General features: G+C 70.9%; 13 protein-coding genes. 3 read left to right on the top strand and 10 right to left on the bottom strand.

Annotated features, from left to right (window positions below; translation table 11 throughout):
- Positions 1–89 precede the first annotated feature (89 nt).
- From MBA17_RS13905 to MBA17_RS13895, 3 genes are all read left to right on the top strand, one after another.
- Entirely contained in the window at positions 90–773 is a 684-nt protein-coding gene (locus MBA17_RS13905; RefSeq protein ID WP_238496846.1) for a TetR family transcriptional regulator, read from the top strand.
- 77 nt (positions 774–850) lie between these two features.
- Positions 851–1,990: a steroid 3-ketoacyl-CoA thiolase gene (locus MBA17_RS13900; RefSeq protein ID WP_238496845.1), complete on the top strand. Its 1,140-nt coding sequence runs from the start codon at positions 851–853 to the stop codon at positions 1,988–1,990.
- Positions 1,991–2,172: 182 nt separating this feature from the next.
- Positions 2,173–2,847 carry a FadR/GntR family transcriptional regulator gene (locus MBA17_RS13895; protein ID WP_238496844.1) on the top strand — a complete coding sequence of 225 codons (675 nt, stop codon included), beginning with the start codon at positions 2,173–2,175 and terminating at the stop codon, positions 2,845–2,847.
- Between the two features lie 259 nt (positions 2,848–3,106).
- On the opposite strand, the gene MBA17_RS13890 is transcribed toward MBA17_RS13895, so the two are convergent.
- The 10 genes from MBA17_RS13890 to MBA17_RS13845 all read right to left on the bottom strand — a co-directional run bounded on the left by MBA17_RS13890 (position 3,107) and on the right by MBA17_RS13845 (position 13,510).
- Positions 3,107–3,655: a GNAT family N-acetyltransferase gene (locus MBA17_RS13890; RefSeq protein ID WP_238496843.1), complete on the bottom strand. Its 549-nt coding sequence runs from the start codon at positions 3,653–3,655 to the stop codon at positions 3,107–3,109.
- A gap of 58 nt (positions 3,656–3,713) precedes the next feature.
- Positions 3,714–4,385 (bottom strand): hypothetical protein, encoded by a 672-nt coding sequence (locus MBA17_RS13885; RefSeq protein ID WP_238496842.1) that lies wholly within the window; start codon positions 4,383–4,385, stop codon positions 3,714–3,716.
- Between the two features lie 271 nt (positions 4,386–4,656).
- A complete protein-coding gene (locus MBA17_RS13880; protein WP_238496841.1) occupies positions 4,657–4,962 on the bottom strand; it encodes an L-rhamnose mutarotase in 306 nt (101 codons plus the stop codon).
- Positions 4,962–5,954 (bottom strand): ABC transporter permease, encoded by a 993-nt coding sequence (locus MBA17_RS13875; RefSeq protein ID WP_238496840.1) that lies wholly within the window; start codon positions 5,952–5,954, stop codon positions 4,962–4,964. The genes MBA17_RS13880 and MBA17_RS13875 overlap by 1 nt, the downstream gene beginning before the upstream one ends.
- On the bottom strand, positions 5,951–7,432 hold the full coding sequence (locus MBA17_RS50410) for a sugar ABC transporter ATP-binding protein (RefSeq protein WP_238496839.1): 1,482 nt from the start codon (positions 7,430–7,432) through the stop codon (positions 5,951–5,953). Before MBA17_RS50410 ends, MBA17_RS13875 begins: the two co-directional genes overlap by 4 nt.
- Positions 7,429–8,463, bottom strand: a complete 1,035-nt coding sequence (locus MBA17_RS13865) for a sugar ABC transporter substrate-binding protein (RefSeq protein WP_238496838.1) — start codon at positions 8,461–8,463, stop codon at positions 7,429–7,431. The genes MBA17_RS50410 and MBA17_RS13865 overlap by 4 nt, the downstream gene beginning before the upstream one ends.
- A gap of 83 nt (positions 8,464–8,546) precedes the next feature.
- Entirely contained in the window at positions 8,547–9,293 is a 747-nt protein-coding gene (locus MBA17_RS13860; RefSeq protein ID WP_238496837.1) for an SDR family NAD(P)-dependent oxidoreductase, read from the bottom strand.
- Positions 9,290–10,582 (bottom strand): enolase C-terminal domain-like protein, encoded by a 1,293-nt coding sequence (locus MBA17_RS13855; protein WP_238496836.1) that lies wholly within the window; start codon positions 10,580–10,582, stop codon positions 9,290–9,292. Before MBA17_RS13855 ends, MBA17_RS13860 begins: the two co-directional genes overlap by 4 nt.
- Before the next feature lie 172 nt (positions 10,583–10,754).
- Positions 10,755–13,049, bottom strand: coding sequence for a xanthine dehydrogenase subunit D (pucD, locus tag MBA17_RS13850; RefSeq protein ID WP_238496835.1), 2,295 nt, complete (start codon positions 13,047–13,049; stop codon positions 10,755–10,757).
- A complete protein-coding gene (locus MBA17_RS13845) occupies positions 13,046–13,510 on the bottom strand; it encodes a (2Fe-2S)-binding protein (RefSeq protein WP_238496834.1) in 465 nt (154 codons plus the stop codon). Before MBA17_RS13845 ends, pucD begins: the two co-directional genes overlap by 4 nt.
- Between the last annotated feature and the right edge of the window lie 2 nt (positions 13,511–13,512).

Raw genomic sequence — 13,512 nt, 5'->3', positions numbered from 1 at the left:
CCGCAACATGAAAGCCATAGGTAGACCGGCGTTCTTAGGTACCGGTGAGTAACACCGCACTCGACGGCAAAGTCAGATAACGTGTTCTCATGCGCACCCCGCATGTGACCACCGCGGCGCCGGCGACCCAGCGTCGCGCGGGCGCACCCGTCCCCGGCGACACCGAGGGGGCCATCATCGTGGACGACCAGCCGGCGACCGGCGGCGTGCGCACGCGCAGCCAGCTCCAGCGCCGGAAGCGAATCGTCCAGGCCGCCGCCGCCCTGGCCTCGCGCGGCGGGGTCGAGGCGATGCAGATGCGCACCGTCGCCGAGCGGGCAGGCGTGGCACTCGGCACCCTCTACCGCTACTTCCCCTCCAAGATGGATCTCGTGGTGGCGGTCGTCAGCGAGGAGATCGATCTGCTGGAGAGCAGCATCGAGCGCCGGCCGCCGAGCGCGGCGACGCCGGCGGGCCGCGCGGTCGACGTGCTGATGCGGGCCACCCGCGGGCTGATGCGCGAGCCCGAGCTGGCCGACGCGCTGATCCGATCACTGATCATGGCCGAGGTCGAGACCCCGTTCGGCGACCGGCTCGCCCGGCTGCTGCTGCGGGTCTCCCGATCGGGGGACAGCGCTGGGGAGGCCACCGAGGAGGAGTTCGCGCTCACCGGGTCGCTGGCGAGCATCTGGGTCCACGAGTTGCTGGAGATGCTGCGCGGCCGGCGCACCTACGACCAGATCCAGCAGCGCATCGAGATCGCCGCCGGGCGGCTGCTCTCCGACTTCTCCTGACCTGCCCGCCCTTCCGCAAACAAAGTAGAACGCGTTACAGTCCGATCAAGGACTAGAGCGAGGTTCTGGAGCGGCTCATGGGCGCGGTCATTGTCGAGGCGGTACGCACTCCGATCACGAAACGCGACGGCTGGCTCTCCGGCCTCAAACCGCAGGCGCTGCTGGCCGCCGCCCTCAACGGGCTGATCGACTCCTCGGGCGTCGATCCCGCCCTGGTCGGCCAGGTCGTCGCCGGGTGCGTGACCCAGGCCGGCGAGCAGGGCGGGCACATCGGGCGATACGCCTGGCTGTACGCCGGCCTGCCGTACACCACGGGGGTGACCACGGTCGACGCCCAGTGCGGGTCCTCGCAGCAGGCCGTGCACCTGGTCGCGGCCATGATCCAGGCCGGGGTGATCGACGTGGGCATCGCCTGCGGGGTCGAGATGATGAGCCGCGCGCCGCTCGGCAGCAACGTACGGCCCGCCAAGCCGCGGCCCGACGACTGGTCCCTCGACCTGCCCGACCAGTTCACCGCGGCCGAGCGGATCGCGCAGCGGCGCGGGCTGACCCGGGAGCGGCTCGACTGGTTCGGCGCCCGTTCGCAGCACCTCGCCGCCAAGGCGTGGGCCGGTTCCGTGTTCGACCGGGAGATCGTCCCGGTGGTCGCCCCCGGCGAGGACGGCCGGCCGCACAAGGTGACCATGGACCAGGGGCTGCGCGAGACCACGGCCGCCGGGCTGGCGAAGCTCAAGCCGGTGCTGGGCGAGGGCGGACTGCACACGGCGGGCACCTCCTCGCAGATCTCCGACGGCGCGGCGGCGGTCCTGCTGATGAGCGAGGAGGCCGCCGTCAGGCACGGGCTCCGGCCCAGAGCCCGGATTCTGGCCCAGGCCCTCATCGGCAGCGAGCCGTTCTACCACCTCGACGGCCCGGTGGACGCCACGGCCAAGGTGCTGGCGTCCACCGGCATGACGATCGGCGACCTCGACCGGTTCGAGGTCAACGAGGCGTTCGCGTCGGTCGTCCTGTCCTGGGCGTCGGTCCACCAGCCCGACATGGATTCGGTGAACGTCAACGGCGGCGCCATCGCGCTCGGCCATCCGGTCGGCGCCACCGGCTCCCGTCTGATCACCACCGCCCTGCACGAGCTGGAGCGGTCGGACTCGGGCACGGCGCTGATCACGATGTGCGCGGGCGGCGCGCTCGCCACGGCCACGATCATCGAACGGATCTGAGCGCACGGCACCGGCCAGCGCGGCCCGGCGGTCGCCGCACGGCTCGACGGCATCACGTGGGCGTCGGCGTGGGAGCTGCGCGGCCCAGCCGTCGCCGCACAGCGCCCCCAAGGGGTTCCTCCCGGCCCTACACTCCTAGACATCGGATGTATGTCTCAGCGGCTCGTGAGGGTGGTGCGCGCGTGGCGGTCACGGACGCGGCGATCGACAAGATCAAAGAGATGATCATCTCCGGCGAGCTCTCCCCCGGCGCCCGGCTGCCCAAGGAGTCCGACCTGGCGACGCGTCTCGGCCTGTCCCGCAACTCGCTCCGCGAGGCGGTCCGCGCGCTCGCCCTGATCCACGTCCTCGACGTACGGCAGGGCGACGGCACCTATGTCACCAGCCTGGAGCCGCACCTGCTGCTGGACGCCATGTCCTTCGTCGTCGACTTCCACCGCGACGACACCGTGCTGCAGTTCTTCCAGGTCAGGCGCATCCTGGAGCCCGCGGCCACCGAACTGGCCGCCACCCTGATGACGGAGCCCGACATCGCGGACCTCCGCACGATCCTCGACTCCCTCCCCACGGAGCCGACCGTCGAGGAACTCGTCGCCAACGACCTGCAGTTCCACCACCGCATCGCGCAGGGCTCGGGCAACGCGGTGCTCTGCTCGCTGATCGAGAACCTGTCGGGCCCGACGACCAGGGCCAGGATCTGGCGCGGCCTCACCCAGGAAGGGGCGTTCGCCAAGACGCGCGAGCAACACGTGGCCATCTGCGACGCCATCGCGGCCCGCCAGCCCGAGGTCGCCAAGGCCTGGGCCACCGTCCACGTCGCCGGCGTAGAAGACTGGCTACGCAACGCCCTGGCCTGAACCCGACCACGGAACCAGCAGGTTTCGAGATCACCCGCACCAAGAAGGCCGACAACACGGCACCGACCCCCGAAGGTGTGCGAGCTCCACTCCGCAACCGGCTGGGCGTGTGAGTGCGGATCTACACCGACCTCGGCCAGGGCTGCGTGTGGGCGGAGATGCCCTGCTGTGACCGGTGCCGCTGAGATCGAATTCGAACCTCGTCGCAAGAAAATGGGGAAGCCGTCCGGACCTTCTGCATGCTCGTAACGGAGTACAGCTACTGGGCGAGCCCGATAACCATGATGTCCATGACCGGCGCGTCGGGCGCGGGCTGGCACGTGCCCGACACCCTCCACCCCCATCTCTCGTAGAGAGAGTGCGCAGGCGCTTCCGGGTGCGACAGGAGCGTGGCGTACGGCTCGGCCCGGCCGGTTAGCAACTCGCCGAGGAGTTGCTTGCCGATGCCCTGCCCTCGGTATGGCTTACGAAGAATCAGTTCGATCACAGCCAGCTTCGCAATGTCGGCGACCTCCGCAGGAAGCGCGGTGGACTCGCCGCCCCACCACCGCCCGACGTCCATGACGAAGCCGAACGCGAACCCGGCCAGAGTCTCCCTATCTTCGGCCGACACCAGCTCGAACCCCGGACGATGCACCTGGGCACGAGTGCGCTCCAAGAACCGCCCTCGCGTGAACAACGGGCCCGCGTTGTACGGCGGCTCCGCGTAGATCTCCTCGTACGCGTCCCCGTAGGAATCATCAAGGACGGCAGCGGCGCGATCCCGGGCCAGCCCTTCGCCGAGATCCTGCTCACGCGCCCTCCGCACTCCGGCCCCACCGTCCGCGCCTCCCAACGCCGCATCACGGGCGCGCCGCCCTGGCCCGTCAGTCCTTCCTGCGGTCCCAGGGGTCGCCGATCCAGCTGTCGAAGGAGGGGATCAGGGCCACGAGGGCGGCTCCGAGCCGCCAGTCCAGCTCCGGTGCGTACAGACGCACCGTGTCCCCGGACGACTTGAACTCCAGCGGGACCTGTCCGCCGGAGCGCCACTTGATGCGGCGGGGGCCGCGCGGGAAGTCGCCGCCGGTTTCGAATATGGCGACCACGACGACGAGCGGCAGCAGGGGCGAGCAGAGCCACCACACGCACCACCAGAAGAGCCGGCCCTTGTATCCCACCGCGTCGGGGCTGCCGGCGCGACTCACCGTCCAGCGTGTGCGCAGTCCCCGGCTGAACGCCTTGTCGCGTGTGAACATACCGAGCAGTTCGCCCTGCGGGCCGAGCACCTGGAACTGTGCCCGCCCGCTGCCCGCGGAGACGGTGACCAGGGTGGCGACCCGCGCCTGGCGGTGCTCGTCCGCCCACAGGACGAAGGAGCGGGCTCCGCTTTCCCGGGCCGCGAGGTAGGCGGATATGCCGTTGGGCGGCAACTCGCGTTCCACATAAGCGACCGGCCGCGAAGTTCCCGGTCCGTCGGAGAAGCTGATCCGGCAGTCGAGCTGCCCGCCGGGGGTGGTCCTCAGTCGCCGCAGCGCTGTCAAGGTCAGAGTACTGGTCACCCGACGGCTCCTTCACGCGCGCCGAGCTGCAAAGGGCGATCGGCCAGGTCGGGGTGCTGGTCGCGCAGCAGCTCCCGCACCAACTCCGCGCTGATCTCGATCTCGGGGTGAGTCATGCGGAGCAACAGTAGCCGGAAGGCGGCCCGCCGTTTCGGCTGCCTTCGCGAGGTTCGGAGGCTCGAGTCCCGCACTCAGCGTCGGCGGTGGAGCGGAGTGACGTTCGGTTCGGGCAGCTCCGGCTGCGCCCGGCCGACCTGATCGAAGGCAATGGTCACACCATCTCCCACACCTGGTGCAGGCCGGAGGAGCCCGGGTCGAAGTCGCCGTCGAGGAGGCGGTTCATCTGGCGCTGCCACGCCTGGTTGGCGGCGCTCGCGGCCAGTTTCTCCTGCAGGACCGCGTAGTCGTCCACTTCCACAAGATGGAACAGGTCGAGCCCGTCGCGCCAGATCCGCCAGGTGTGCACGCCGTACGCGCGCATCTCGGACTCCAGGTCGGCGGGGATCGTGGCGTGTTCGGCGTCGTAGATCTCCGCGCAGCCGGGTTTGAGTCTCGTGCGCAGGGCGAGTCGCTGCATCAGTCTTGGGCCTTTCCGCCGGCGAGCCGGCTGATCATGAGGGCGATCAGAATGATCGCACCATAGACGAGCTGCTTCCACTCGCCCGGGACCCCCTTGAGCGTGAGGATGTTCTCCACCAGGCCGATCACCAGCACGCCGGTGAGCGCGCCCAGGATCGTGCCCTTGCCGCCGTCCATGCTGACTCCGCCGATCACCGCGGCGGCGAACACCATGAAGATCCAGCCGACGCCCTGGTTGGCGCTGATGCCGCCCAGCCGCCCGGTCTCCAGCACGCCGGCGAGCGCGGCGAGCGTGCCGCCGATGATGAAGACGGTCCACACCACCCGCTCGACCCTGATGCCCGCGGCCCGTGCGGCGTCGGCGTTCCCGCCGATCGCGTAGAGCGCCCGGCCCAGCCGGAAGTAGCCGAGCGCGGCGATGCCCGCGGCGAACAGCAGGCCGGTGATCCAGATGGCGGCCGGGTAGCCGAGCCAGGAGGCGTTGCCCAGGTAGAGGAACGACTCGGGGAGCGCGAACAGGCTCTTGCCGCCGGTCAGGCCGAGCTGGAGGCCGTGCACGACGATCAGCATGGCCAGCGTGACCACGAACGCCGACAGCTTGAAGCGCATGATCAGCAGCCCGTTGAACGCGCCGACGAGCGCGCCGATCAGCAGGCACATCGGGATCGCCAGCCCGGCGGGCACACCGAGCCCGAAGCCGCCCGCCGACGCCGGGATGACCAGCATCACGGCCAGCGCGGGCGCCATGCCCACGGTCGACTCCAGGGACAGGTCGAACTTCCCGGCGATCAGGATCATCGCCTCGGCCAGCACCACCAGCGCGAGGGCCGACTGCTGCTGCAGCACGTTCGTGAGGTTGCCCTCGGTGAGGAACACCGGGTCCACCATCGCGCCCGCCACGAGCAGCACGATGATGACCGGCACCAGCGTCAGGTCCCTGAACCGGCCGAGATTGAAGCGGGGGGACTCGGTCACGGTCTGCGTGCTCAACGGTCGACACCTTCCACTACGGCCACCAGCTCAGGATCGCTCCAGCCGCGCGGCATGTCCTTGACGATCCGGCCGTGCAGCATCACCAGCACCCGGTCGCAGATCCGCAGGTCGTCCAGCTCGTCGGAGACCAGGACCGCGCCCGCGCCGCCGGCGACGGCGTCCTCGACCGCGCCGAGCAGCGCCTGCTTCGCCTTGACGTCCACCCCGGCCGTCGGGTTGATCACGACCAGGGCGGCGGGCGCGTCGGCCAGCGCCCTGGCCATCACCACCTTCTGGGCGTTGCCGCCGGACAGGTCGCCGACCGGCTGGTCGGGGCCGGTGGTCTTGATGTCGAGCTCGCCGATCAGCGTCGCCGCCCGGGCCCTGCGCCTGGCCGGGGAGACCGTGCCGAGGCGGCCGAGCTTGTGCGCGATCGGCAGGGTGGCGTTCTCCGCGACCGACAGCAGCGGGACGAAGCCCTGGGCGTGCCGGTCCTGCGGGACGAAGCCGAGCCCGGCGCGCAGCGCGGCGGCCACGTCGCCCGGCCTGATCGTGGTCCCGTTCACCGATACCGCGCCGGCGTCGGCCTTGCGGAGCCCGACGAGGGTCTCGGCGAGGCCGACCTTTCCGCTGCTGCCCGACCCGGCCAGCCCGACGATCTCCCCGGCCCGCACCGCGAGGTCGATGCCGGAGTAGCGGCCGGCCAGGGTCAGCCCGGCTGCCGAGATGACGACCCGGGCGGAGGCGTCGGCGCTGCGCGACCTGGTCTGGTAGTCGGTGGTGGCCTCGCCGGTCATCGCGGCGACCAGTTCGTCGTGCGGCAGGCCGGCGACGGGGCTGGTGACGACGTGCCGGGCGTCGCGGAAGACGGTGACGCTCTGGCAGACCTCGTACACCTCCTCCAGGTGGTGGGAGATGAACATCATCGTCACGCCCTGCTCGCGCAGCGATCTCATCCGGGTGAACAGCCGCTCGATGGCCGGGCCGTCGAGCTGGGCGGTCGGCTCGTCCAGGATGATGAACCTGGCCCCGAAGGAGAGCGCCCTGGCGATCTCCACGAGCTGGCGCTGCTCCACGCCGAGGTCGCCGGCGAGGACCTCCGCGTCCACGGCCACGCCGTACTGGTCGAGGACCTGTCTGGCCCTGGCGCGCAGGGCGCGCCATCTGATCGGGCCGCGTTCCGACTGGCGGTTGAGGAACAGGTTCTCGGCGACGGTGAGGCTCGGGATGATGGTGGATCTCTGGTAGACGCAGGCGACCCGCCGCCGCCAGGCGTCCCGGTCGGACATGGCGGGCGCGGGCCGGCCGTCGAAGAGCACCTGCCCGGCGTCCGGCCGTTGCAGGCCGGTCAGGATGGAGACCAGGGTGGACTTGCCCGCGCCGTTCCTGCCGACCAGCGCGTGGGTCTCGCCCTCGGCGATGACGATGCCCGCGCGCTCTAGCGCCGTCGTCGGGCCGTACCTCTTGGTGATGTCACTGGCTTCGACGGCGCTCACTGGACCTGGTTGCCCCACAGCTCGGCGTCGTCGACGTTCTCCTTGGTCACCAGCGGGGCGGGGAGCTGGTCCTCAAGTCCGTTGGGCAGCTGGATGATCGTGCTGTCGTGGTCGGTCGGGCCGGGTTTGAAGGTCTTGCCGTCGACGGCGGCCTTGGCGTAGAAGAGGGCCCATTTGGCGTAGAGGTCGGCCGGTTGGGAGACCGTGGCGTCGATCTCGCCCTTGCGGATGGCCTCGAACTCCTGCGGGATGCCGTCGTTGGACACCACGAAGACGTGCTTGGGGTCGTCGGTGGGCACCAGCAGGCCCTTGGCCTTGAGCACCTGCAGGGTCGGCGCGAGGTGCACCCCGCCCGCGTGCATGTAGACGCCCTTGATGTCCGGGTGCTGCTCCAGCCGGGTCTGCAGCATGGAGGCGGCCTTGGTGCCCTCCCACTCGGTGGGCTCCTCGAAGACCTGGATGCCGGGGAACTTCTCCTTCATGCACCCGCGGAACGCCTCGGCCCGGTCGCGGCCGTTGATCGAGGACAGCGCGCCCATCAGCTGGACCACCTTGCCCTTGCCGTCGAGCTTCTCACCGAGGAACTCGCACGCCTTGGTGCCGTACGCCTGGTTGTCGGCCCGCACCACCATGTAGACCTTGCCCTTGTCCGGCCGGGTGTCGACCGAGACGACCGGGATCTTCTTGTTCTCCAGTTGCTGGAGGGTGGCCGCGATGGCGCCGGTGTCCTGCGGGGCCATCACCATCGCCTTCGCGCCCTGGCTGGTGAGCGCCTGGGTGTTGGCGACGAGCTTGCCGATGTCGTTCTGGGAGTTGGTCGGGGCCATGAGGTCGACGCCCAGTTCGGCGGCCATCTTCGGCACGTACTTGTTGTAGGAGTTCCAGAAGTCGGAGTCCGCGCGGGGAAGGTCGATGCCGACCTTCCCGCCCGTGGTCTCCGGGGCCGCCGCGGTGCCGCCGTTCTCGGATACGCCGCACGCGGCCAAGGACAGGCCGAGCGCGAGCACGGCCGCCGCTGGTCCGATCTTCATGGTGGTGCCTCTTCCATGGGGGGGTGTTCAGGTGACAGGTCTGAGGCGCAGACCCCGCGCTCGCCGTCGAGCGCGGGAGGTGTTCAGGTGACAGGCCTGAGGCGCAGGCCCTGCATACCGCCGTCGACGGCGAGCGCCGTGCCGGTGGTCGAGGAGGCGAGCGGGCTTGCCAGGTAGACGATCGCGGCGGCGACCTCTTCGGCGGTGACCAGGCGTCCCATCGGCTGCCGCCGGTTGAGGGCGTCCCGCTCGGCGACCGGGTCGTCGGCCGCGTCGAGCAGCCGGCCGACCCATGGCGTGGCGGCGGTGCCGGGGTTCACGCAGTTCACCCGGATGCCCTCGCGGACGTGGTCGGCCGCCATGGCCAGGGTGAGCGACATGATCGCGCCCTTGGAGGCGCTGTAGAGGGCGCGGTCGGGCAGGCCCGCGGTGGCCGCGACGGAGCAGGTGTTGACGATCGCGGCGTTGCCGGATTCGCGGAGGTACGGCAGGGCGGCGCGGGCCACCCTGACCATGCCGAGGACGTTGACGTCGAGGACCCGGTGCCACTCCTCGTCGGAGTTGGTCTCGATCGTGCCCGCCGCGCCGATCCCGGCATTGTTGACGACGATGTCGAGACCGCCCAGGCGTTCGGCGGCCTCGGCGACCGCCTGCCGTACGGAGGAATCGTCTGACACATCCGCTTTTATCCCGATGAAGGGGGCGGAGGGTGGGTTGAGGTCCAGGCAGGCGACCCGGGCGCCCCGCTCGGCCAGCAGGGTCGCGGCGGCCAGGCCGATGCCGGAACCGCCGCCGGTGACCAGGGCCGCCAGGCCGGTGAACTCGCTCATGCGCTCCTCCAGGCGGGGCCGTCGGGGAAGGTGAACTCCGCTATCGACTCCGGTCGGATGGCGGCCCCGAAGCCGGGTGCGACCGGTGCCGTGTAGTTGCCCTTACTGATCACGACGGGATCGGTGAAGTGCTCGTGGAGATGGTCGACGTACTCGATCACCCGGCCCTCCATGGAGCCGCTCACCGCGACGAAGTCGAACATGGCCAGGTGCTGCACCAGCTCGCAGAGGCCCACCCCGCCCGCGTGCGGGCAGACCGGCACGCCGAACTTGGCGGCGAGCAGCAGGATCGCGATGTTCTCGTTCACGCCGCCGACCCGCGCCGCGTCCAGTTGCAGATAGCTCAGCCCGCCCGCCTGGAGCAGCTGCTTGAAGACGACCCGGTTCTGCACGTGCTCGCCGGTGGCCACCTTGACCGGCGCGATGCCGCGCGCGATGGCCGCGTGGCCGAGCACGTCGTCGGGGCTGGTCGGCTCCTCGACCCACCACGGGTCGAACTCCGCCAGCGCGCGCACCCACTCGATGGCGGAGCCCACGTCCCAGCGCTGGTTGGCGTCGATGGCGATGGGGAAGCCCGGGCCGCAGACCTCGCGGGCGATCCGCATCCTGCGCCGGTCGTCGTCGAGGTCGGCGCCGACCTTCAGCTTGATCTGGGTGAACCCGTCGTCGAGCGCCTCCTGGCACAGCCGGCGGAGCTTGTCGTCGTCGTAGCCGAGCCAGCCGGGGGAGGTCGTGTAGGCGGGGTAGCCGTGCGCCTTGAGGTGGTCGATCCGCTGCCGCCTGCCGGGCTCCGCCGTACGGAGGATGGTGAGGGCCTCCTCCGGGGTGAGCGCGTCGCTCAGGTAGCGGAAGTCGACCAGCTCGACGAGCTCCTCGGGGGACAGCTCGCCGAGCAGCAGCCACAGCGGTTTGCCCTCGCGCTTGGCCCGCAGGTCCCACAGGGCGTTGACCACCGCGGAGATCGCCATGTGCATGACGCCCTTCTCCGGGCCGAGCCAGCGCAGCTGTGAGTCGTGGGTCATCTCCCGGTACAACGCGCCGACGTCGTCCGCGTCCTTGCCGATCACGTGGGACGCGAGAGCCCTGATCGCCGCGGTCTGCACGTCGTTCCCGCGCCCGATGGTGAACGCGAACCCGTGCCCCTCGGTCCCGTCGTCGGCCCGCAGGATGACGTACGAGGCCGAGTAGTCGGGATCGGGGTTCATCGCGTCCGATCCATCCAGTTCCCGCGAGGTGGGGAACCGGATGTCACGGGTGTCCATGGAGACGATATGGGCGGCTTTCCTCACGCAGCATCCTCACCTATACATCGGATGTCTTGTCACGTGATGCTGCTGGACGGCGAGGCCCTCCGTCAACCCTTCATCGGGTAGATACATCCGACTTGACTCCGAAAACCCCTCCACCTCAGCCTTTGACAGTCAACCGTATACATCGGATGACCTGGGATGACATCTACCGTCAACGGCCGACGGCAGCCGCCGCCACCGCCTCCGGGGTCACCGGGATGCGGTCGAGTGCCGCGCCGACGGCGTCCCTGATGGCCGCCGCGACCGCCGCCGGGGCCGACAGCAGCGGCGGCTCCCCCACGCCGGTGAGACCGTACGGCGAGTCGGCGCGCGGCAGCTCCAGAATGTCCAGGACGGTCGGCGGCATGTCCATCGTGGTGGGGATCAGATAGTCGGTGAACGACGGGTTGAGGATCCGCCCGTCCCGCACCTTGACCTCCTCCATCAGCGCCAGTCCCAGCCCCTGCGCGATGCCGCCGTGCATCTGGCCCTCCACGGCGGCCGGGTTGATCGCCTTGCCCACGTCCTGCGCGCACGCGATCTCCACGACCCGCACGGACCCCAGCTCGGGATCCACGTCCACGACCGCCCGGTGCGCCGCGAAGGCGTAGGCCACGTGGGCGTCGCCCTGACCGGTCTCCGGGTCGAGCGGCTGGGTGTCGCGGTGCCGGAACACCGCGGTCTCCTCGATCTCCGTGACCAGCAGCTCCACCAGCGGAACCGCGCGCCCGGACAGTTCCGACACGGCCTGCCCCGATTCGAGCCGGAGCGCCTCCGCCCCCTCGCCGAGCACCTCCGCCGCCCGCTCCAGCAACCGCGCCCGTACGGCGGCGCACGCCGCGCGCACCGCGCCGCCCGAGATCCACGTCTGCCGGGAGGCCGAGGAGGTGCCGGCGTCGCCGACGGCGGTGTCGGCGGGCAGGATCGTCACCCGCTCGACGCCCAGCTCGGTCCGCGCGATCTGCGCCTGCACCGTCACCAGGCCCTGGCCGACCTCGGCCGCGGCGGTGTGCACCTCGGCGAGCACGTCGCCGCCCCGCGCGAGCACCCGCACCCGGGCGGTGCCGAAGTCGTCGTACCCGGCCGACTTGCAGATGTTCTTCACCGACAGGCCGTAGCCGACGCCCCGCAGCAGGCCCTCGGCCCGCGTCGAGTTCGACATCCCGCCGGGCAGCAGCCGGGGATCGGTTCCCGGCGGCGGCGGCAGGGGCTTGCCCGCGACCCGCCGCAGCAGTTCCGCCACCGGCGCGGGCCCCTCGACCCGTTGCCCGGTCGCCATCACCGACCCGGTGTCCACCGCGTTGCGCAGGCGCAGCTCCACGGGGTCCATGCCGAGCGCCGCCGCCAGCCGGTCCATCTGCGACTCGTGGCCGAAGCAGACCTGGACGGCGCCGAAGCCGCGCATCGCCCCGGCGGGCGGGTTGTTCGTGTAGACCGACCGGCAGTCGATCTCGACGGCGGGAACCTCGTACGGGCCGGCCGCGAAGCAGCCCGCGTTCCCGGTGACCGCCGCCGACGTCGAGGCGTAGGCCCCGCCGTCGAGCAGGATGTCCGCCTTGACGTAAAGGAGCCGGCCGTCCCTCGTCGCGCCGTGCTCGTATCTCATCCGGGCCGGGTGCCGGTGCACGTGGCCGACGAAGGACTCCTCCCTGCCGTAGCTCATCTTCACCGGCCGTCCGAGGCGCAGCGCCAGCAGGCAGGCGTGGGCCTGCACGCTGAGGTCCTCACGACCGCCGAACGCGCCGCCGACCCCCGACAGCGTCAGCCGTACCTTCTCGGCCGGCAGGCCCAGGCAGTCGGCGAGCTGGTCCTGGTCGACGTGCAGCCACTGCGTCGAGCAGTACAGGTCCACGCCGTCGTCGGCGTCGGGCACGGCCAGGCACGACTCAGGGCCGAGGAACGCCTGGTCCTGCATGCCCACCTCGTACTCGCCCGTCACGACGACGATGTCGGCGGCGGCGGGCATCGCGCCGCGCCGGATGCGCAGGTGCCGCACCAGGTTCCCGTCCTCGTGCAGCACCGGACCGCCGCCCGACAGGGCCAGCTCGGGGTCCGTCAGCGCGGGCAGCTCCGCGTAGTCCACCCGGACCAGGGCGGCGGCGCGGCGGGCCAGCTCGGGGTCGTCGGCGGCGACCACGGCGACGGCCTCGCCGATGTAGCGGACCAGGTCCTCGGCGAGCACCGGCTGGTCACGGCGTTCGAGCCCGTAACGGTTGACGCCGGGGACGTCGCCGGCGGTGAGCACCAGGTGCACCCCGGGCAGCGCCAGCGCGGCGGACGCGTCCACGCCCAGGACGCGCGCGTGCGCGTGCGGGCTGCGGACGGTCGCCCCCCACACCATCCGATCGTGGCCGAGGTCGGAGGAGAACGCGAACTCGCCGCGAACCTTGGCCACCGCGTCGGGACGGCGGGCCGAATCGCCCACTCCATCACGAACGGCCACAGGGCGGGCAGGCGCGACCGTCATCGTGCCTCCCCCGCGGCCAGCCGTACGGCGTCGAAGATCTTCTCGTAGCCGGTGCAGCGGCACAGGTTGCCGGCCAGGGCCTCGCGGATCTCCGCCTCGCCGGGGTCGGACGTGCGGGCCAGCAGATCGTGCACCGTGACCACCAGGCCGGGGGTGCAGAACCCGCACTGTACGGCTCCCGCCTCGACGAACGCCCGCTGCACCGGGTGCAGCTCGGCGCCGTCGGCCAGCCCTTCGACCGTCACCACCCGTGAGTCCTGCGCCTGCCCGGCGGCCACCAGGCACGCGCAGACCGCCGTCTCGTCGAGGTAGACGGTGCAGGAGCCGCACTCCCCCTGTTCGCAGGCGTTCTTGGAACCGGGGAGGCCCACCCGCTCACGCAGCAGATGGAGCAGGCTCTCCCCCTCCCGCACGCCGTCGAGGCTCCGTCGAACCCCGTTCACCTCAAGATCGACCCGCATCA

The sequence above is a fragment of the Dolomitihabitans soli genome, from assembly GCF_022213955.1.
Taxonomy (GTDB): Bacteria; Actinomycetota; Actinomycetes; order Streptosporangiales; family Streptosporangiaceae; genus Streptosporangium_A; species Streptosporangium_A soli.
The sequence above is the reverse complement of the archived record's forward strand: the minus strand, read 5'-3'. Positions and strand labels throughout refer to the sequence as shown.